14 protein-coding genes and 1 tRNA gene are annotated in these 19,854 nt (G+C 74.0%); 9 read left to right on the forward strand and 6 right to left on the reverse strand.

The window, feature by feature from the left end; all coding sequences use genetic code 11:
- Positions 1-53 precede the first annotated feature (53 nt).
- Positions 54-1,187 (forward strand): DUF418 domain-containing protein, encoded by a 1,134-nt coding sequence (locus O0S08_RS23400; RefSeq protein ID WP_269041448.1) that lies wholly within the window; start codon positions 54-56, stop codon positions 1,185-1,187.
- Positions 1,188-1,515: 328 nt separating this feature from the next.
- On the opposite strand, the gene O0S08_RS23405 is transcribed toward O0S08_RS23400, so the two are convergent.
- A complete protein-coding gene (locus O0S08_RS23405; RefSeq protein WP_269041449.1) occupies positions 1,516-2,265 on the reverse strand; it encodes a hypothetical protein in 750 nt (249 codons plus the stop codon).
- A 114-nt stretch (positions 2,266-2,379) separates the two neighbouring features.
- Here O0S08_RS23405 and O0S08_RS23410 point away from each other — a divergent pair.
- Positions 2,380-2,456, forward strand: a tRNA-Ser gene (locus tag O0S08_RS23410).
- Positions 2,457-3,154: 698 nt separating this feature from the next.
- Positions 3,155-3,709 carry a hypothetical protein gene (locus tag O0S08_RS23415; RefSeq protein ID WP_269041450.1) on the forward strand — a complete coding sequence of 185 codons (555 nt, stop codon included), beginning with the start codon at positions 3,155-3,157 and terminating at the stop codon, positions 3,707-3,709.
- A 348-nt stretch (positions 3,710-4,057) separates the two neighbouring features.
- Here the strand turns inward: O0S08_RS23415 and O0S08_RS23420 are convergent, their stop codons facing one another.
- A complete protein-coding gene (locus O0S08_RS23420) occupies positions 4,058-5,686 on the reverse strand; it encodes a DUF2330 domain-containing protein (RefSeq protein WP_269041451.1) in 1,629 nt (542 codons plus the stop codon).
- 136 nt (positions 5,687-5,822) lie between these two features.
- Here O0S08_RS23420 and O0S08_RS23425 point away from each other — a divergent pair, with 136 nt between their 5' ends.
- The 3 genes from O0S08_RS23425 to O0S08_RS23435 all read left to right on the forward strand — a co-directional run bounded on the left by O0S08_RS23425 (position 5,823) and on the right by O0S08_RS23435 (position 8,821).
- Entirely contained in the window at positions 5,823-6,491 is a 669-nt protein-coding gene (locus O0S08_RS23425) for a metallophosphoesterase family protein (protein ID WP_269041452.1), read from the forward strand.
- A 422-nt stretch (positions 6,492-6,913) separates the two neighbouring features.
- Positions 6,914-7,276 (forward strand): hypothetical protein, encoded by a 363-nt coding sequence (locus tag O0S08_RS23430; protein ID WP_269041453.1) that lies wholly within the window; start codon positions 6,914-6,916, stop codon positions 7,274-7,276.
- 3 nt (positions 7,277-7,279) lie between these two features.
- Positions 7,280-8,821, forward strand: coding sequence for a caspase family protein (locus O0S08_RS23435; RefSeq protein WP_269041454.1), 1,542 nt, complete (start codon positions 7,280-7,282; stop codon positions 8,819-8,821).
- Between the two features lie 7 nt (positions 8,822-8,828).
- Here O0S08_RS23435 and O0S08_RS23440 read toward each other — a convergent pair whose 3' ends face one another.
- Positions 8,829-9,311 carry an SPOR domain-containing protein gene (locus O0S08_RS23440; protein ID WP_269041455.1) on the reverse strand — a complete coding sequence of 161 codons (483 nt, stop codon included), beginning with the start codon at positions 9,309-9,311 and terminating at the stop codon, positions 8,829-8,831.
- Positions 9,312-10,010: 699 nt separating this feature from the next.
- On the opposite strand from O0S08_RS23440, the gene O0S08_RS23445 reads away from it, so the two are divergent.
- Complete coding sequence (locus O0S08_RS23445) at positions 10,011-11,759, forward strand: EGF domain-containing protein (protein WP_269041456.1); 1,749 nt, start codon at positions 10,011-10,013, stop codon at positions 11,757-11,759.
- 112 nt (positions 11,760-11,871) lie between these two features.
- On the opposite strand, the gene O0S08_RS23450 is transcribed toward O0S08_RS23445, so the two are convergent.
- The 3 genes from O0S08_RS23450 to O0S08_RS23460 all read right to left on the reverse strand — a co-directional run bounded on the left by O0S08_RS23450 (position 11,872) and on the right by O0S08_RS23460 (position 15,503).
- Complete coding sequence (locus tag O0S08_RS23450; protein ID WP_269041457.1) at positions 11,872-13,146, reverse strand: cytochrome c3 family protein; 1,275 nt, start codon at positions 13,144-13,146, stop codon at positions 11,872-11,874.
- Positions 13,147-13,148: 2 nt separating this feature from the next.
- Positions 13,149-14,669: a hypothetical protein gene (locus tag O0S08_RS23455; RefSeq protein ID WP_269041458.1), complete on the reverse strand. Its 1,521-nt coding sequence runs from the start codon at positions 14,667-14,669 to the stop codon at positions 13,149-13,151.
- A 93-nt stretch (positions 14,670-14,762) separates the two neighbouring features.
- Positions 14,763-15,503 carry a hypothetical protein gene (locus tag O0S08_RS23460; RefSeq protein WP_269041459.1) on the reverse strand — a complete coding sequence of 247 codons (741 nt, stop codon included), beginning with the start codon at positions 15,501-15,503 and terminating at the stop codon, positions 14,763-14,765.
- Between the two features lie 40 nt (positions 15,504-15,543).
- Here O0S08_RS23460 and O0S08_RS23465 point away from each other — a divergent pair, with 40 nt between their 5' ends.
- Both O0S08_RS23465 and O0S08_RS23470 read left to right on the forward strand, forming a co-directional pair.
- Positions 15,544-17,382: an amino acid adenylation domain-containing protein gene (locus tag O0S08_RS23465; RefSeq protein ID WP_269041460.1), complete on the forward strand. Its 1,839-nt coding sequence runs from the start codon at positions 15,544-15,546 to the stop codon at positions 17,380-17,382.
- A 457-nt stretch (positions 17,383-17,839) separates the two neighbouring features.
- Positions 17,840-19,660 carry an NEL-type E3 ubiquitin ligase domain-containing protein gene (locus O0S08_RS23470; RefSeq protein ID WP_269041461.1) on the forward strand — a complete coding sequence of 607 codons (1,821 nt, stop codon included), beginning with the start codon at positions 17,840-17,842 and terminating at the stop codon, positions 19,658-19,660.
- The last annotated feature ends 194 nt before the right edge of the window (positions 19,661-19,854 follow it).

A 19,854-nucleotide genomic window follows, 5' to 3' on the forward strand; every position in this document is an offset into this window, starting at 1 on the left:
AATAACAACTGTTAGATACGATTGCGTAGCCAATCCTCGGGAGGCTCACGCAAATGTCCGTCTTTCCAGCCGATTCACCCGAAGCGCCGCCGCTCGCCGCCCGCGCCCTGGCGCCCGACCTCGCCCGCGGCGTCATGCTCCTCGTCATCGCCCTGGCCCACGCGCGGGTCCTGAGCGGTCCCGACACCGGCCCCACCGACCAGGCCGTGGCCGCCCTCCACACCGCCTTCGTGGATGGCCGCGGCTATCCCATGTTCGCCGCGCTGTTCGGCTACGGCATGGCCCAGCTGCTGGCGCGTCACGTCCGGGCCGGCGCCGACTGGCTCGCGGCCCGCGAGCGCCTGCGCCGACGCGGCCGCTGGTTGCTCGTGTTCGGCTTCGGGCACGCCCTGCTGCTGTTCCACGGCGACATCCTCGGCGCCTACGGCCTCCTGTCGGTGCTCCTGATCGCCGCCTTGCGCAGCCCCGATCGATCGCTGCTGGCGGCGGCCGGCGCGTGGTTCGTCGCCGGCGCGCTGGCTTTCGGCGGCGCCGCCCGCCTGATCCCCGCCGGCGCGGACGCGGAGTCGCTGCCGGGACCGCTGCTGTCGGCCGCGTTCCGCGTGCTCGGCTGGCTCGCCACCACCCCGCTGTTCGCAGTGATGGCCGCCGGACCGTTCCTGGTCGGGATCTGGGCCGCCCGGCGTCGCCTGCTCGAGCGACCCGAGCAGCACCTGCCGGCGCTGCGCCGCACCGCCCTCGCCGGCATCGCCGTGGCCGTCGTCGGCGCGCTGCCGCTGGTCGCAGTGCACGCCGGCCGGTGGGGCGACGGCGCGGCGCCGCAGATCGCCGCCACCGCCCTGCACACCCTGACCGGTTACGCCGGCGGCTTCGGCTACGCGGCCCTGGTCGCCCTCGCGGCGGCGCGGCTCGGCGAGCGCCGCGGCCTCGTCGTCACCGCGCTGGTCGCCTGCGGTCAGCGCTCCCTGAGCTGCTACCTGGCGCAGTCGCTCGCCTGGCAGCTGCTCTTCGAGCCCTACTGGGCCGGCCTCGGCGGCCAGTTCCGGCCGCTGACCGCCGCGGCGGCGGGCTTCGGCGTCTGGGCGCTGACCGTCGTGCTCGCCGACCTCGCGCGCCGCCGCGGCCGCCAGGGCCCCGCCGAGGCCCTGCTGCGCCGAGCCCTCCACGGCCCCGCCCGCAGCGAGTGAGCCGACCGGCGACGACGCCGCGCCCGAAGTGCATGTCCTCATGGACATGTCCTATCCAGCATGCTCTATCGCCCATGTCTCTTCAGACATGTTCAAAATCGCCACCCCTCGCCTCGCATGCGACATGGAAGCCGGCGAGCGCCTCCGCACCGGACCTGGAGGATCCCGGCGCGCGACGTCATGGGCCCGCTCGGAGCTCTCCTCCCATGTCCCTTCAGACCTGTTCGAAATCACCAGTCATCCTGTCGCAGGCGACATGGAAGCCGGCGAGCGCAGGCCTCGCGCACACCGGGCCTGAAGTGCCCGGCGCGCGCGGCTTGGGCGCGGCTCAGAACCAGGTCGAGAGGCCGATCGTCGCCGCCAGCGTGAACGACTGCCCGGTGCGGCCCCACACCGGAGCCGGCCCGGGCGGCACGCCGGCACCGCCGACGCGGCCGATCCCGTGGACCCACCGGTAGTCGAACGTCAGGCCGAAGTCGACCGAGAAGTACTGCGTGACGAACGCGTGGGCGCCGAAGCCGACGCCCAGGAGCGGCGCCATCGAGCCGATGCGGGTCCAGGTGGGGCCGTCGTTGCTCGTCAGCGTCGCGCCGGTGAAGCCGGTGCGGACGAGGATGAACGGCAGGACCGGGCCCTCGGCGATCGGCAGGATCTCGAGGTACGGCGTGAACGTGCCGACGAACGACGTCTGCGAGTTGTCGTTGGAGTCGTCGTCGAGATCGTCGTTGCGGTCGAACGAGTGACTCAGGTTCATGCCGAAGCGCGCGCCGAGGATCAGGTGGCGATGGATGCCGTAGCCGACGCCGAGCGCGATCACGGACGCTCCGCCGAGCGGGTTGCCGTCGATCGTGACCGGGCGACCGGCGCCGAAGCCGATGACGTTCCAGCGCGGGTTCCTCGGGTCGGGGGCCTCGCCGGGGTCGTAGTACGGACGACCGTGCGTCCACGACAGCACCTCGGTGTCGAGGTGGACGCGGACCTTGCCCTTCGGCGCGACCCTGGCTGCCTCTGCGGTGGTTGCGATGGACCCCAGGGCGCAGACGAGCGAGACGGAGAGTGCGAGTCGATGGAGCTTCATGGCCCCGCCAGGGTAGGCCACGCGCGACGGCGAGCCAAGCGTCGGGGTGCTTGTGAAGATGGCGGCCTCGGGGCTACGCTCGCGGGCGAGAGGCCGCCACGTGGGCCGAGGCAAGAGCACTTCGCCCAGTTTGGTAGGGCATTTGATTTGAGATCAAAAGGTCGCGGGTTCAAATCCCGTATTGTTCACCACCGCCTTGGTCGGGCGGCCTCTCACTGAATCTCCTGCGCGCCCCCGTCGCTCGCTGCCTCGCACGCGACGAGCGGGCGCGCGTGCGAGTCGCAAACCTGCGCGTCGAAGCATCTCCGTGCTCGAGAGCACGACGGCGATCCGCCGGGCCCAGCTCGACGAGCTCCGGCCTGCCAACGCCTCGAGACGTGGAATCACCCGCGGCGTGAGCACCTCGAGGGAGCCCAGCGCGTGCGGATGCATCGTGCTCGCGGCTGGGGAGCGCGACCCCTCGCGCTGCGAGAACCGACCCGCGTTCATCGCTGCGCGGGCAGGCGAGCACCGGCCTCGGGGCGCACCATCTCGAGCGCAGCTCAGCGACGCGGAGGTGCCCTCGGCGATGACTCGCGGTGCGCGACGACCTCCTCGCCGCGCTCGACGCCTCTCCCGGCTCACCTCGCGGGCCTCTCCGCGCTCGTCCGGCGACGCGCGCCCGACCCTCGGCAGCGACCTCGAGCGAGCGACGTTATCCGCCGCTCGCTCGGCCCCTCCGGCCCCGCGACCCCGATCGCCGACAGCGGCCTCGAGCACGTGGACGGCGGCTGCGGCCGCTCGCGCAGCGCGTGTGATTGACCGCCTCGCCCACCTCCCGTACCGTCTCCAGTGGGTACGCCTCGCCGCGAGGGGTGTTCGCCCGCATCTCTCACCATCGAAGATCCGCATGACCGCCGCCACTCGAGCCGAACCGCGCGCCGCCGCTCCCGAGCGGATCCTCTCCCTCGATCGTCTCGCCGCTCTCTCGAGCGACGCCCTGCGCGGCCTCTACGGGCGCGGCTCGGTGCCCGACGATCTCACCGTCCTCGACGGTCGACCGAAGGGCCGCATGCTGACCGTCCGCGGCCTCGAGCGCGGCCCTGTCGCCCGCTTCCTCCGCGCCTTCGCCCGCCATCCCCGCTTCCCCTGGGACGGCAAGAGCTTCTTCCCCGCCGGCGCCGAGGAGGGCCGCGGCATCAACCGCGTCGACCTGCTCGTCCGCCGCTTCGAGTGGTTCCCGTTCGCCACCCGCGTCGAGCCCTCGGTCGTCGACGGCGAGCCGTGCGTCTACCTCGACTACGAGCAGCCGGGCAACCCGTGGTTCATCGCCCGGATCCGCGACGAGATCCGCGAGGTCGCCCCCGGCCTGTTCCTCGGGCCCGCCATGTGGAAGCGCGACCGCGGCGGGGCCAGCCACGTCCTGTGGTTCGCCGTCGACTTCAGCACCCCCTCGGACTTCTGACGCTCGGCCGCCCGGCGCCCGAGCTTCGGGACATGTCCTTGGTGACATGCCCGATCCGTCATGACCGCCGGGACATGTCCCGAAGACCCTCCGCCGACGAACTCGGCGCCCCCGGCTCTCGCCCGGTGAGCGGTCGCCGCGCGCCCAGCAGAGCGAGTTCGGCCGGCGAGCCGACCTCGTTCGCTTGCGTGGCCTCGGGGCGCGCGGACAGTCACGGCGCCTCGTCGGCGCCGTCGGCTCTCACCTCTTGAGCGCTCCGCGACGCCGCGCCAGCCCGAGCGCCAGCAGGGCGAACTCGGCCGGCGAGCCGAGACCGTTCGCTTGCGAAGCCTCGAGGCGCGCGGACAGTCACGGCCCCTCGTCGGCTCTCCCCCGGTGGGAGCTCCGCCGGCGCCGCAGCAGCCCGAGCGCCAGCAGGCCGATCGACCCTCCCCCGCCGTCGGCCTGGCAGCGCCCGCACCCGGGGTTCGCCGGCGGCGACTCTCCGCCGCCACGCGCCTCGCCTCCCGCAGGCAGCGTCGCCGCGCCGAGGTCCGGCAGCTCGCCGATCACGTGGTCGCGGAGCGCCACCTCGCGGGACGCATCGACGACCGCAGGCAGGTGCACCGTTCCCGCGGGCAGCGACCCCCACGCCCCGCGCCGCGGCTGGGCGCACGCGACCATCCCGGGCCACGGATGGCGGACGACGTAGCTCGCCCGAAAGTCGTCGCGCCCCGCGGGCTCCGGCAGCCCTGCGACTGGCCGATCGGGCATGGCCCCACGGACAGCCGGTGCCGCCGCGAACACCAGGTCCTCGCCTGGATCGCCGGGATCGAGGCGCAGTCGCAGGCGCGTGTGCGTCAACCCGTACGGCCCCTCGGACCGCCCCCACACCCGCGGCCGCGGCCCTTTCCCGTGGTACTTGCTGCGCACCCCGGGATCGGTGGCGAGGAACGGGTCCTCGGCGGCCACGTCGAACTCCAGCCCGTGGCTCGCCGGCGCCGGCGCTCGCGGACTGTCCCAAAGGACATCTCCTCCCAGGCTCCGCAGCGTCACCCAGTCCAGCGGCGCCCAGGTCTCCGGGGCGTGGACGTACTCCGTGAGCACCGCCCGCGGCCGGGCCGCGAACACGTGGTCGAGCAGGGCCGCGTACACCTTGTCGAACACGGCCGTGGTCGCCGGCGTCAGCTCGAGACCGGTCGGCACCGCCAGGTTGTCGCGGTTCGCGACCTCGTAGCGGGCGTGCGCCAGCACGTGCACCACCAGGTCTTGCGGCCCGTCGGCGTTGAGCAGACCGAGGCGCACCGGCAGCTCGAAGCGCTCGCTCTCGTAGTGGAACCGCAGCGGCGACAGCGTCACCTCGCCGCCGGCGTCGCGGCGCACGCGATCGATCGCCACGCGAGCGACGAAGAACTTCATGCCCGCCTGCACATACGGTCGCAGCGCCGCCTCGGCGCCGTCGGGGAGGACGTAGCCCCGGCCTCGCAGCCACTCGACCAGCCGGGCCGAGTCACGCGCACCGAGGATCTCGACGTCGTACTCGCCGACGGCGAAGCGCGCCTCGGTGCGCACCTGCCGATCGGTCCGGACCGTGCCGAACGCCGGGCTGGTGGTGTTCCCCCAATCGACGGAGATCCCGCGCGCCTCCTGCTTGGCCTGCGCGCACGGGTCCTGCTCCCACGACTCGAACAAGCGCGGCGCCGAGTCGGCGTCGACCCGCGCCAGCACGTCGCGCTGCAGCGTCCGCACGTCGCCGCGTCGCAGCACCTGCGGCACCGGCACCACCAGCGCGAAGTCCTCCGGCGGCCCCGAGTACGCGCTCTGGATCGTCACCACGGTGCGGTCGCCCTCGCGCAGCAGCACCACAGTGGCCGCGCGGCTGCGCAGGGGCGTGCCCGCGCGTTCGACGAAGAACCCGCACAGCGCCGCGGCCGGCGCGGGCGCCAGCAACAAGCTGACCGAAAGTACAGCCGAGAGCACCGCCCGCCGCCGTCGCATGCTGTCATCGTCCCACCGCCGGGCCGCGCGCGATCGGACCGCCCACGGACGCCGCCCGCGCGCGACCGCCGTGCCCTCGGACCGCGCTCGGACGCGGGCCCCTCGCCCGCCCGCGTGGCATACTCGCGGACCCCCCGTGCTCCGCCGCTTCGCCCTGCTCGGCGACATCCACGCCCAGGATCGCCGCCTCGCCCTCGCACTCACCTGGCTCAAGGGACATCCGGTCGACGCAGTGCTCGCCGTCGGCGACCTCGCCGACGGCAGCGGCGACCTCGATCGCTGCTGCGCCCTGCTCGCGGCGCACCGGGTCCTCGGCGTGTGTGGCAACCACGACCGCTGGCTGCTCGCCGACGAGCTGCGGGGCCTCCGGCACGCGCACCAGGCAGTCGACCTCGCCCCGGCCACGCTCGCCTATCTGACGGCCCTGCCGGCCACGCGTCGACTGGCGACCGTGCGCGGCGATCTGCTGCTCGGCCACGGCGTCGGCGCCGACGACATGGTCCGCCTGCGCCCGCATCACACCGGCTACGACCTCGAGGCCAACTTCGCCCTCGCCGAGCTGCTCGCCGATCCGTCGCTGCGGCTCGCGGCCGGCGGCCACACCCATCAACGCATGGTCCGCGCCTTCGCCCGCCCGGCCGGCCCGCCGCTCGTCTTCATCAACCCGGGCACCTTGCACCCCGACCACGACAGCGGCTTCGCGGTCGTCGACCTCGAGCGCGGCCAGGTCGCCTACTTCGACCTCGTCGAACAGGCCGACGAGTCGCTCGCGGTCCGCCCCGCCGAGGTCGCCCCGCTGCCCTGAACTTCGGGGCATGTCCGTTCGGACATCCCGATCGGGGCCGGGCTCCATGCCCCTTCGGCCCCGCTCGTGAAGTCCTGCTCTGGCTCGCCCCGCTGACATAAACTCTGGGCATGTCTGCGCGGACATCCCCGCCCGCCGCCGGGTCCGGGGCCGCGTCGGGGCGTCTGCGTCTGCCCGTCGCTCCGAACTTCGGGGCATGTCCGTTCGGACATCCCCGCTCGCCGCCGGGTCTTGCCCCCGTCTGCCACGCGTGCGCCGGCCGGGGCCGGCCGCTCGGGCCTCGCCGGAGCCTCCCGCCGGCTCGTGCGCAGGGACGCTGTTCTCCGTGCCAAGCCCGAGCCGCCTCGCCCCCTCTTGACGCCCCGAGCGCGCTCCGGGAACACTGCCCGGGGGTGAACTTGCAGATACAAAGCCCGTTGCTCGTGACGGTACTGGTCACCGATCCGCGCCTCGACGAGGACGAGCGAGAGGCCCTGGCCCACGCGCTGTACCTGCAGCTCCGCGACGCCCACGACGCCCTCGCCGACGTCCGGCGCCCGCGCGCCGCCGAGGCGCCGACGGGCGCCAAGTCGCCGGCGGGGTTCGTGCCCGCGGCCTTCACCGCCTCGCTCGGCGCCGCCGCTCTCGCGCACTTCTTCGCCACGCTCAAGGAGCGCCTGCGGTCGCGGGAGGTCACCCTGGAGCTCGACCTGCGGGCGCGCAAGCTCCAGCGGACCGTCCGCAGCCCGGCCGACTTCGACGCCCTCCTCGCCGACGCCGCCCGGCTGCTGGCGGAGGAGGCCTGAGCCATGGCGCGACGCGTCGCCCTGGTCGTCGGCGTCAGCAACTACTACACCGGCCTCGCGCCGCTGCCGAGCTCCCTCCGCGACGCCGAGATGATCGCCGCGGTGCTGCGCGACGTCGCCGGCTTCGACGACGTCCAGCGGCTGCAGAACCCCGATCACCTGCGCCTGGCCGAGGCGGTCGAGCTGCTGTTCACCGACCGCGACCCGAACGATCTCGTCCTCTTCTACTTCTCCGGCCACGGGATCAAGGACGACCGCGGACACCTGTTCTTCGCCGTCCCGGAGACCCGGCGGCACGCCAACGGCGAGCTCGTGCGCGCCTCGGCCGTCAACTCGCGCCACGTCCACGACGCCATGAGCAACTGCCGCTCGCGTCGCCAGGTCGTGATCCTCGACTGCTGCTTCTCCGGCGCGTTCGCCGACGGCACGCACGCGAAGGACGCCGGGCGCGTCGACCTGCGCGAGTTCCTCGGCGGCGAGGGTCGGGCGGTGCTCGCCTCGAGCTCTGCGACCCAGTACTCGTTCGACGCCCAGGACAGCGGCCTCTCGACCTACACCCAGTTCCTGGTCCACGGCATCACCACCGGCGAGGCCGATCTCAACCACGACGGCCTCGTCACCGCCGACGAGCTCCACGAGTACGCGCGCTCGAAGGTCCAGGCGATCCGCCCGGCCATGTCCCCGCAGATCCTGCCGTCGAAGGAGGGCTACTCGATCGTCATCAGCAAGGCGCAGCGCGTCGATCCGGTGCTCGCCTACGCGGCCAAGGTCCGCGAGCTCGCCGATCCTTCCGGCGCGATCCCCGTCGTCGCCGCGCAGGTCCTGAACCTCCATCGCCAGCAGCTCGGCCTCTCGGACGAGCAGGCCAGCCGGCTCGCCGACGCCGAGCTCGGGCCCCTGCGCGAGCGCGCCGCCAACCGTGCGCTCCTGCGGCGGGCAGTGTTCGAGGCGCGCCGCAAGAAGCGGGTCGGCGCCGAGCGTCCGCTCCTCAACGAGCTGCGCGTCGCCTTGAACCTCAGCGAGGGCGACCTCCGCTCGCTGCTGGACGAGCCGATCACCCTCCAGCGCCAGAAGGTCCGCGGCTGGCGGTTCTGGCCCGAGCGCATGGCCGCAGTGAGCGCCGTCCTCGTGGCCGTCCTCGTCCTGCTGACGCTCGCCCGACCCGCGTGGCAGGCCTGGCGCGAAGACGCAGCGGACGCGTCGCAGCTGCAGCCCAACGCCGTGCGTCCGCGCGAGAGTCCGGTGCGCAGCGTGACCACGACCTCCGCCCCGCGCGATCGACCCTGGTGGTGCATCTGTTACCTCCGCACGGATCGCCAGCCGCTCACCGCCTGCCGTGAGACCCCCGCCGACTGCGAGTCGCTACGGCGCGTGATCGACGGCGGCACGGGCGACATCCTCGCCGGTTCGGCGACCACCGGCTGCGAGGCCGTGCACGCCCAGCACCCCCGCGACGTCCTGGTCGGCGGCGCCTGGCGCCCGTCGCAGAAAGCCGGCGCGTGGATCAGCGACGGCGCCTGCCTCCTGCGCGGCCCGGGGCGATGACACGAGGTCAACGGGTACAGTCGTGATAGCCGCGGCCGTTCCACGTCAGGTACGGACACTCGTCGCGGAGCGCCTGCACGATCGCGCCCTGGCCGACGACCGCCCGCGCGTCCAGCCGATCGGCCGTGGCGGCCTCGAGGTTCGAGTAGCCGCCGACGAACACGAAGAAGAGGCCCTTGCCGAAGCCCTGCCGGACGATCCACGGCAAGAACCGGCTCCTGCCCAGGACGTCCCGGGCGATCGCGCGGGCCTCTTCGAACGTGTCGTCAGCCGAGATCCGGATCGCGTAGGCCGTCTGCGAGTGATCGACACGCAGGACGTCCTCGAGCTGCGCGTCGATCCCCTGCGACGCGTTCGCCGGCGGGGCCGCGCTCTCCGGCTGCGGGCGCGCCGGCGCAGCCTCCTCCTGCGGAGCCGGCGAACAGGCGAGCGACAAGATCCCGACGACGAGCGCGACCCACCGGCGCTCCGAACAGCGAGGGCGATTCATGCCGCCGATGGTACGCAACCGCGCAACGGAGGCAATTCGTTAACGCCGGCAACCTTCGCCCGCCCGCCGTAGCTCGCGCCGCGCTCGCCAGCACAGGTGCCGAGAGACATGTTCGCCAGGACATGTCCGCTCAGCCACGCTCACCGTCCGCCCCGCACCGCCGCGGCCCCGCCCCTCGCCTCGCAACCTTCCCACTCGCCGCAGCTCGAGCCTCTCCCGCTCGACACTGGCGCTGCGAGACATGTTCGCCAGGACATGTCCGCTCAGCCACGCTCACCGTCCGCCCCGCACCGCCGCGGCCCCGCCCCTCGCCTCGCAACCTTCCCACTCGCCGCAGCTCGAGCCTCTCCCGCTCGACACTGGCGCTGCGAGACATGTTCGCAAGGACATGTCCAATCAGCCACGCTCACCGTCCTCCCCGCACCCGCCGCGGCCCCGCGCCTCGCTCCCGGAGTCACCCGCCTCCCGCGCGACGCAGCGCGCCGGTCCCCGCGCCGCGAACAACATGTCCACAAGGACAAGCCCTTGAAAACATGTCCGTGATCACATTTCCATAAAAACATGTCCTTTACGACATGTCTCGCCCCCTGCCCTCTCGACCGCGCGTCGGCCGTGCCGGATCGCTCCTGCCACGCTCGGCCCGGCGCTCGGGGGCGCGCGTTGACTGCACGCAAGCGTCCGTGCAACCTCCGCGCGCACATGTCTTACCTGCATCGGACTCCCCTCGCCCTCACTGCGATCCTGTACCTGGCCGCTTGCGGCGGCGATCCGCCTGCGACCAGCGACACCGACGCGACCTCGACCGGCGACGCCACCGGCCCCGAAGCGCCCGACACGACGACCACCACTGGCGAGCCCACCACCACGGACACGCCGACGGGCACCACCGAGACCGGCGTCGGCCCCACCGGCGATCCCACCACCGACGCGCCGACCACCGCCGACACCGACGACGCTTCGGTCTGCGGCGACGACTCGATCGGCGACGGCGAGGACTGCGACGACGGCAACGACGAGGACGGCGACGGTTGCAGCGCCGCTTGCGTCGGCGAGCCCGGCTGGGAGTGCACCGGCTCGCCGAGCGTGTGCAGCGACCTCGACGAGTGCGAGGGCGACCTCGACGACTGCAGCGACGACGCGACCTGCAGCAACACCCCGGGCGGCTGGGAGTGCGCCTGCAACCCCGGCTTCGAGGGCGACGGCAAGCGCTGCGAGCCCGCCGGCGCGGCGCAGCTCGTCGCCGGCGACGCCCACACCTGCGCCCTCCTCGGCGGCCGGGTCAAGTGCTGGGGCAGCAACCACTACGGCCAGCTCGGCCTCGGCGACGGCGACAACCGCGGCGACGACCCCGGCGAGATGGGCGACGCCCTGCCCCACGTCGACCTCGGCGCCGACGCGGTCGTGGTCGCCCTGTCGGCCCGCCAGTTCCACACCTGCGCCGCGCTCGAGTCCGGCGCCATCAAGTGCTGGGGCTACAACCTGGGCGGCCAGCTCGGCCTCGGCGACAGCGAGGACCGCGGCGACGACCCCGGTGAGATGGGCGACGCCCTGCCCGCGGTCGACCTCGGCGCGGGCACCCACGCCCTCGCGGTCACCGTCGGCACCCTCCACAGCTGCGCGCTCCTGCAGGGCGGCGGCGTCAAGTGCTGGGGTCAGGCGCTCGGCGGCCAGCTCGGCCACGGCAACATCAACCCCCTGGGCGACGGCCCGGGCGAGATGGGCGACGACCTGCCGTTCGTCGATCTCGCCGGCGCGGCCGCGGCCGTCTCTGCCGGCCAGCTCCACACCTGCGCCCGCCTCGAGAGCGGCGCGCTCAAGTGCTGGGGCACCGGCTCGAGCGGCCAGCTCGGCTACGGCGACGCCCAGAACCACGGCGACCAGCCGAACGAGATGGGCGCCATGCTGCCCGCAGTCGACCTCGGCGACGTCGAGCTGATCGACGTCGTCGGCGGCGGCCTCGGCACCTGCGCCACGCTCGTCGGCGGCGCCCTCAAGTGCTGGGGCGCCAACAACGTCGGCCAGCTCGGCCTCGGCGACACCTCGCCCCGCGGCGAGGGCCCCGGCGAGATGGGCGACGACCTGCCCGTCGTCGAGCTCGGGCCCAAGGTCATGAGCGTCTCGGCCAACGAGGGCCAGGCCTGCGCCGTGCTCGCGGGCGGCCTGGTCAAGTGCTGGGGCGCCAACAAATACGGCCAGCTCGGCCTCGGCGACACCCAGACCCGCGGCGACATGCCCGGCGAGATGGGCGACGACCTCCTGGCGCTCGACCTCGGCGATCAGGCCGTCTCCGTCGCGGTCGGCTGGGAGCACGCCTGCGCGGTGCTCGAGAGCGGCGCGGTCAAGTGCTGGGGCCGCAACCAGAGCGGCCAGCTCGGCCTCGGCGACGACGAGAACCGCGGCGACGGCCCCGACGAGCTCGGCGCGGCCCTGCCGGCCGTCGAGCTGTGACGCTCATGTCCAAGGGGGCATGTCCCATGCAACATGCCCCTTAGAACCTTTTATCAAGGGCATGTCCTTCACGACATGTCCGAACACACCGGCCCGCGCGCAGCGCTCCGCCTCACAGGCACTCGTTGCGCGGGTCGCCGGGCTCGTGGCACTTCAGGCACACGCGGTGGTTCCTCGCCGCCAGCGCCGAGCAGCGCATCGACGCCGCGAACCCGGGCCCGTGCGGGCTGACGTTGAGCCCCGGCATGGCAGCCCCGGTGGTGGCGTGGCAGGCCAGGCAGCTGTCCTCGGTGTGGCAGCTGGCGCAGGTGGCGATGTTGCGCTGGGCCGCGAACGCGTGGCTCTGCGGCGAGTCGGGCGGGCCCTCCCAGCCGGCGGGGTGGAACCGCAGCGACGAGCCGACGCCGAACTTCGCGTCGGGGCCGTCGCCCATCCCGAGCCGCTGGTGGCAGGCCAGGCAGTCGCTCTGCATGCGGTGGCACGACTGGCAGTCCTGCGTGTTCGCGCGGGCGTCGAGCGCGTGCGTCGTCATGTAGTCGGCCGCGTGGATCCGCATCGGCCGCACCGCGCCCGCGTGGCAGTCGGTGCAGAACGTCTCGGTGTGGCACTGCGCGCACAGCCCGGGGTTGGCCTTGGCGATCCCGCGGTGGTCCTCGACGAACGCGAGGTCGTGCGCCGCGCCCCACGAGCTCTTGCCGCGGGGCACCAGCGCCGGCATCACCCGGTCGCTGAAGCTGCGCGTCGCCAGCTTGCCGTTGGTGTCGGCCGGGTGGCAGGTCGCGCACCGGCTGCTCGCCTTGCGCCCGTCGTGGCAGCTCAGGCACGACGCCTCGCTCGGCAGCTGCAGCACCGTCGCCATGCGCACCTTCGACATGTCGCCGTGGCACGACTGGCAGCTGGCGCCGGCCGCGAGGTGCTTCTTGTGCGAGAAGTGGAGGTTGGCCTTGGGCGCGCGCAGGGTCGCAGTCACCCGGTTCTCCGACACCCGCGTGTGGCACTGCCCGCAGCGGGCCGGCTCGGTCGCCGGACGCGGGTGCTGCGGCCCGTGGCAGCTGTCGCACACCGCCCCGGTCGGGAAGTTGAAGTCGGCCGCCTTGTCGCTCTCGCCGATCTTGGTGTGGCAGCGCGCGCACGCCAGACCGAGCCCGAGGTGCTGCCCATGGTTGAAGCGCAGCGGGATGTCCTGCTCCGGGTACACCGGGCTGCCGCCGCGCATCGGCCCGTGCGTCACCGGGGCGGTCGCCGGCACGTTGCCGACGGTGAGGCCGCCGCCCGCCTGTACGTAAAGACCTGTCCCGAAGGCCATAGCGATGATCACGCCGGCGATCGCCGCGGCCCGCCCGTGGCCCCGCCCCTCCCGCCGCGTCGTGTTCGTGTGCCGCGTCATGCTCACCTCCGCACCCGGATCGACCAGTCGGCCGTCAGCGCGCCGAACAGCCGGAAGGCCTGCGAATAGAAGGTCGTGAACATCTCCTCGCCGAGCACCGCGAGGTGGATGCCGCGCCACAGCTGGGCGTTGAGCCCGAGCTGCAGCGCCACGCTGTAGCCGCGACGGGCCTCGGTGACCTCGTCGCGGTAGTACACGCCGTAGATGCGGGCGTCGAGGGCCAGCCGGTCCCACCACACCATCGTCCGCGTGTCGAGGCTGCCGCCGGCGCGCGTCCCGCCCTCGCCGCCGAGGCCGTAGCCGTCGAGGCGGCCGGAGAAGCGGCGCCCGCGGTACGCCGCCGACGCCCCGCCGCCGGCCCCGAGCTGCAGCGTCTTCAGCGGCGAGGTGCCGAGCGCCGCCGTCGTCTCGCTGCGGAAGAACCGCATCTGCCCGCGCGCCTGCAGCGAGATCCGCGGCCTCGGCCGCACCTCGAACACCAGCCGCGCGTCCTCGAACGGCGTCAGCGCGAACACGTTGAAGATCGAGTCGAGGTCGAAGATCGGCAGCGTGCGGATGTACAGCGCGCGCAGCAGGTGCTGCGGCGTGAACGCCAGCTGCAGGCCCGCGGTCACGTCGTCGAGGCGACCTGTCCCGAGGTTCATGCGCAGCGCGCCGTACGGGCTGACCCGCCCGCCGGCGAAGTTGCCGGCGAAGCTGGCGCTCACCACCTCCTGGTCGACCCCCGACGGCAGGCCGAGGCTGCCGTCGTCGTCGACGATCTGGCGGTTGATCCCGGCCGGCGTGAACGTGCGCCGGTAGGCCACGCGCGCGTCGATCCACTTGAGCCCCCACAGCGACACGCCGGCGCCGAACATCGGCGAGAACGCGCGGTCCGCCGCGGTGCCCTGGGTGCCGTCGAGCTCGAAGGTCGGCAGGCCGAACACCGCGGTGCCGTCGACCTGCAGGCCGCCGAACGCCTCGAGCGCGAGGTGGGCCGGGATCCGCACCCGCGCCCACCCGCCGTCGAACGCGTACCAGTCGAGCCCGCTGAACTCGAACTGGCGCCCGAGCTTGAAGTCGACCCGGTTGCCGAGGTTCTCGCCCTCGAGGTACGCGAACATCACGTCGATCTGGCGCCCGTCGATCGCGTTGACGAGGCGCGCCGCCCGGTCGTCGCCCGGACGCACGTAGCTGCCGAAGTCGTGGCGCAGCCGCATCGACGTCACGATCCGCAGCTGGCCGTCCTCCCACGCGCGCCGCTTCTCGTCGGCCGCGCGCGGCGGCAGCAGGTCGTAGACCCCGAGGTTGACGTACTGGACCAGCCGGCGCCGCGACAGCAGCTGTCCTTCGGGACCTGGCACTTGGACCATGTACCCTTCACCCAGCGTGCGGGCGACCGCGCGCACCTCGGTCGCTGCGGCCTCGTCGGGCGCCGCAGCGATCACCGCCGCCAGCGCGAGCGGCAGGGCCCGGACGCGCCCCCACGCGCGGCCCGGCGCGCCGGCGACGCTGTGCGCGATCGATCCCCCTGCCCGCAGCAATCGCTCGTATGCTAAGCCATTCGCCGGCCCTCGGTCTCGGCCGATCGCCGCCGCCACCTCCTCGCCTCAGGGGCCACCCTTGCCGCGCTCCCGTCACGCACGACCCAGGTCCGCCGCGCCTCCCCCTCGCTCTGCCGCCTCGCCGCGACCCGGCGCCGCGTGCACGGACCCCTCCGCCGTCGGACCTGCGCGCGCGGCCGGGCCGTCCCGGCCCGGAGGAGGCGCCCCGTCGCCTGCGTCGATCCCGGCGACGATGACCGCGACTTCATCTTCGCGTGACTGCGCCGCCGCCCGCGAGCACGCCGCGCCGGCCTCTTCCATCTCGACCGCCGACAGCCCATACGCCGCGACTTCATCCTCGCGCGCATCGGCCTCGATCGCTGAGCCGGCGTCCGCGTCCTCGCGCGCATCGGCCTCCGCAGCCTCGTTCCCTGGCCAGAGCGCCGCGACCTCGCGCGCATCCGCCTCCGCGGCCTCGTTCCAAGGCTCGAGCGCCGCGACCTCATCCTCGCACGCATCGGCCTCCGCAACCTCGCGTCCTGCCCCGACCGCCTCGACCTCGCGCGCAATCGCCTCCGCAACCTCGCGTCCTGCCCCGACCGCCGCGACCTCATCCTCGCGCGCAATCGCCTCCGCAACCTCGCGTCCTGCCCCGACCGCCGCGTCCTCGCGCACATCGGCCTCCGCAACCTCGCGTCCTGCCCCGACCGCCGCGACCTCGCGCGCATCCGCCTCCGCGGCCTCGTTCCAGGGCTCGAGCGCCGCGACCTCATCGGCCTCCGCGACCTCGTTCTCTGCCCCGAGCCCCGCGACGTCGCCGACGCGATCGATCACCCTTCGGCGCGCGGCCCGCCTCGGCGCGATCGGCCTCGCCTTGTTCGCCTGTCGTCCGCAGGGCACCACCGCCCCGAGCGACACCGGCCCGGTCGCGTGGATCGACGCCGACCCGCTGCAGCCCGCCGAGATCCCGGCCGCCAACGCCTCCGCGCGGGCCGCCGCGGCCCGCCTCGATCGCCTGCTCGACCTCCTCGACGCCGCGCGCTTCACCGGCGACGAGGGCGCGCGCGAGGCCCTGTGGACCGCGCTCGGCGGCGCTGCCATGGGCCGCGGACCCGAGGCCACCCGCGAGGCCGAGACGCGGCTGCTCACCGAGGCTCTGGCCCTCGATCTGCGGCCCGACCTCGACGACGACGCGCGCGGTTTCCTGGCCGGCGCGATCACCTTGCTGTCCGCCGACCTCGGCCTCGTCGCCGGGAGCGAGGACCTCTCGGTGCGGGTCGCGGCCTACCGCAACATCGCCGAGGACGGCCACCCGCGCGCCGCCGACAACGCCCGCTGGCGCCTCTACGACCACGTCCGCGGCTGTCTGGCTGGCGCCGCCGCCGCCGTCCCCGAGCGCCGCCTCGAGGTCGCGGTCCACGGCCTGTATGTCCGCGAGGACAGCCTCGCCGCCTGGCTCGACGACCGAGCCGTCCACGCCCAGGCCCCGTGGCCGCCGCCGGCCGAGCTGTGGCGCCTGCTCACCGTCGAGCGCGACGCCCTCGCCGCATCGCCGCGCTGGCGGGGGGCCCTGGCCCGCCGCGACCGCGACGATGCTGTCCTTCAGGACACCTTCCTCGCCGCTCTCCCCGCCGCCCGCGACCCCGCCTGGGACCTCCAGCGCGTGCCCGCCGGGACTGGCCGCAAGGACAGCCTCGCCCCGGTCGTCGGCATCGCCGGCGAGGACGTCACGGTCGACCTCGGCCGCCCCGGCGCGCGTCGCGGCGCCCGCGGCGCGCCCGAGCTGGTGCGCGCCGTCGAGGCCGCCCTCGCCCGCGACGGCCGCGGCGCGGTGCTCCTGGTCGCCCCGCCGCTGTTGCCCTCGCCCGCCCTCAACTCGATCCTCCGCACCCTGCTCGACGCCCGCGTCGCTCGCATCGAGTCGGCGGTGCGCGAGCCGAGGCTGCCCGAAGGGACAGGTGACATCGTCGCCGTCCTCCCGCTCGAGGTCGTGCGCCCGAGCGACCAGGGCCCGGCGGCGCAGGTCCTGTCGCGCGCGCGGGTGCGGATCCACCTCACCGGCCGCGGCCCGCGGCTGGGCGTCGACGGCGGCTGGCTCGACCTCTTGCCCGGCCCGTCCGACCTCGACGCCCAGCTCGCCCGCCTCGACCGCGCCTACCCGCGCGAGCGCATGGTCACCCTCAGCCTCGGCGACGACGTCCTCTACCAGCAGTTGCAGGACCTCCTGCGCGCGCTCGTCGGCGGCCCGCAGCGGCGCTTCGACGTCGTCGCCTGGACCCCGGCCGCCGCCCCGCCGCCCGACGACTTGCCGGAGAAGGCGCTCGCGGAGGCGCGCCGCAAGCTCGAGATCCGCACCAACCTGTTCACGCGGACCGCCGGCGCCGGCCTGGTCCTACCCGCCCCGCCGCCGGGCGCCCCGGCCGAGCCGCTCCTGCCCGAGAGCGACCAGAAGCGCGCCGAGGCGCTCGCCCTCGGCTTCGTCCGCTGCCTGCCCGAGCTCGAGACCCCCCTGCGCCCGGGCGAGGCCGTCGACGTCGACCTGCGCTTCGAGGAGGGCCGCCTCGCCGGCGTCACCCCCAAGCCGCCGAAGACCCGCGTCCCCCCGGCTCGCCTGGCCGCCTTCAAGACCTGCATCGAGGACGAGGCCCGCGGCTTCCGCCTGCGCGAGCAGCAGGCCGCAGTCACCTTCGCCGTCCGCGTCCGCCCGAGCTGATCGGCATGCCCACGAACCGCCAGCCGCACGCCTGCCCCTTCGAACATGGCCTCGACGCCATGCTCTTCGCGACCTGTGCCTTCGCACCTGGCCCGGGCGGCATGTCCTCTTCGACCTGTCCCCTCGGCAATGTCCTCCGCGCGCGCCGCCCCTGGCGCGACGCGCGGCCCCCCGCGCAGGCGTCGCCCGCCGCGCGCGGGCGCCCGACGCCTCGCCTTCAGCCGGCCGCCCGCCCCTTCGCACCTGTCCCAAGCGGCATGTCCTCGACCTGTCCGTCCGGCAATGTTCTCCGCGCGCGGCCCGCCGCGCGCGGGCGACCGACGCCCTACCTTCTGCCGGTCGCCCGCCCCTTCGTACCTGGCCTCCACGCCATGTCCCTCACGCCCTGTCCCTCCGAGCATGCCCGATCCGCCATGCTCGAAGGGCCACCCACGCCCGCGGGCGCCCGCGAGGCCCCGTGACCCGCGCCGGCCAGCCGCATTCCCCGCGCGCCCCCCGTCCTCCGGTCGCCCCGGCCGGTATCGGCTGCGGACGCCCGGCGACGCGCTGCAACGGCCTCTCCCGCGCGGACTGGCGCCGCGCCCTCGCGGCCCTCGTCGTCGCCGCCCTCGCCACCGCCTGCGAGCCCGCCTTCGACTGCCAGGCGCCCGTCGACGCCGAGGGCCTCGAGCTCTCGGGCGATGGCGCCGGCGCCACCATGGAGTCGTTCTGCAGCGGCTACACCCTCGGCGTCGAGATCGACTCACTGGTCGTCCACGGCACCCGGATCCAGCGCCTCGAGCTGCCGTGCCTGTGCGGGGTCACGCAGTCGGTCGAGATCACCGACAACTCCGAGCTCGTCGACCTCGGCGGCCTCGGGCGGGTGCGTGCGATCGGCGGCGGCCTCGTCGTCGCGCGCAACCCCAGGCTGGCGACCCTGACCGGCCTGCCCACCAACGCCGCCGTCGGCGTCGCAGTCGACGAGTCGAGCATCGTCATCGAGGACAACGACGCCCTGGTCGACCTCGCGGGCCTGCCGGCGGCCGGCGCCGAGCTGCAAGGCGACCTCCAGATCGTCGGCAACGAGCGCCTCGCCAGCCTGTCCGCGCTGCCGCCCGCGCTCACCCGCGTCCGCGGCCTGCGGATCGACGGCAACCCCGCCCTGAAGTCGCTCGAGGGCCTCCCGCCGGGCCTCGCCACCATCGGCGAGGGCGGCCTCGTCATCGCCGCCAACCACGGCCTGCACGACCTCGGCGGCCTCCCGCCCGGCCTCGCCCGCGTCGACGGTTCGCTCGAGATCCGCGCCAACGATCGCCTCGAGCAGCTCGCGGGCGTCCCCGCGGCGCTCGTCACCGTCGGCGGCGACCTCGAGATCAGCGGCAACCTGGCCCTGCGCGACCTGTCCGGCCTGCCCGACGACCTGCGCGTCGGCGGCCTGCTCGACATCCGCAACGACGACCGCCTCGTCGACCTGTCCGGCCTGCCGGCGCAGCTGCAGCTCGGCGTCCAGGCGGAGACCGGCGACAGCCTGCGGGTCCTCCACAACGACGGCCTGCTCGACCTGTCCGGCCTGCCCGCCGGCATCACCGAGCTGGCCGGCAGCGCGCGGATCGTCGGCAACCCCGACCTGGCCGATCTCTCCGGGCTCTTCGAACATGTGCGGAAGATCGGCGGCGCGCTCGAGATCGGCGAGAACCACGCCCTCGTCGACCTCGACGGCCTCCCCGACGACCTGCAGCTCGGCGTCGATCGCCAGGGCCTGAGCCTCGTCGTCGCCGAGAACCAGGGCCTGGAATTCCTCACCGGCTTTCCGCCCGGCCTCGCCGCCCTGCCCGGCGGCCTCGCAGTGCTGCAGAACCGCAACCTCCGCGACCTCACCGGCCTGGAGCCCCTGCGCCATGTCGTCGGCGACCTCGTGATCGGCCGCCGGCGCGTCGCCGACCTCGACCTCGCCTGCAGCGACGCCGAAAAGCCGGGCGGCAACGGCAGCATGCAGACCCTGACCGGCCTGTCCGCGCTCGAGCGCGTCGACGGCACCCTAGCGATCGCCTGCAACCCGGCCCTCACCGCCCTCGACGCCTTCGCCTCGCTGCAGACGGTCGACGGCAGCCTGATCCTGCGCGAAAACCCCGGGCTGACCGACATCGCCGGCCTGGGCGGCCCGGACGGCGCCTTGACCCACGTCGGTGGGGTCTTCGAGCTCCGCTGCAGCCCCCTGCTCGACCTCGAGGCCGCCGTCGCCGTGCTCGATCACGTCGACGCCTCGATCCCCACCGTCCTCGACCTCGCCTGCCCCTGATCGCCCTCGCAGCCACCTGACCCGAGAGACAGCTGCCTCTCTCCTCCGGCTGCGACTCACCGCCGCGCGCCGCTCGGTAAACCTGGCCCGAGGGACATCTCATCTCGCAACGAAGTGTCCCTCGGGACAGGTCGGAGGAGCACCAGCCCGGGCGCGCGAAGCAGCGGCATACAGCTCGTGCACCGCCTGGATCG

Origin of the sequence: Nannocystis punicea (assembly GCF_026965555.1) — a bacterium.
Lineage (GTDB): Bacteria > Myxococcota_A > Polyangia > Nannocystales > Nannocystaceae > Nannocystis > Nannocystis punicea.

Excerpts from the sequence above, each read along its gene's own strand:
- O0S08_RS23415 (WP_269041450.1), top strand. The coding sequence starts at position 3,155 with ATGACCGCCGCCACTCGAGCCGAACCGCGCGCCGCCGCTCCCGAGCGG.
- O0S08_RS23400 (WP_269041448.1), top strand. The coding sequence starts at position 54 with ATGTCCGTCTTTCCAGCCGATTCACCCGAAGCGCCGCCGCTCGCCGCC.
- O0S08_RS23405 (WP_269041449.1), bottom strand. The coding sequence starts at position 2,265 with ATGAAGCTCCATCGACTCGCACTCTCCGTCTCGCTCGTCTGCGCCCTG.
- O0S08_RS23420 (WP_269041451.1), bottom strand. The coding sequence starts at position 5,686 with ATGCGACGGCGGCGGGCGGTGCTCTCGGCTGTACTTTCGGTCAGCTTG.
- O0S08_RS23450 (WP_269041457.1), bottom strand. The coding sequence starts at position 13,146 with ATGACGCGGCACACGAACACGACGCGGCGGGAGGGGCGGGGCCACGGG.
- O0S08_RS23445 (WP_269041456.1), top strand. The coding sequence starts at position 10,011 with ATGTCTTACCTGCATCGGACTCCCCTCGCCCTCACTGCGATCCTGTAC.
- O0S08_RS23440 (WP_269041455.1), bottom strand. The coding sequence starts at position 9,311 with ATGAATCGCCCTCGCTGTTCGGAGCGCCGGTGGGTCGCGCTCGTCGTC.
- O0S08_RS23435 (WP_269041454.1), top strand. The coding sequence starts at position 7,280 with ATGGCGCGACGCGTCGCCCTGGTCGTCGGCGTCAGCAACTACTACACC.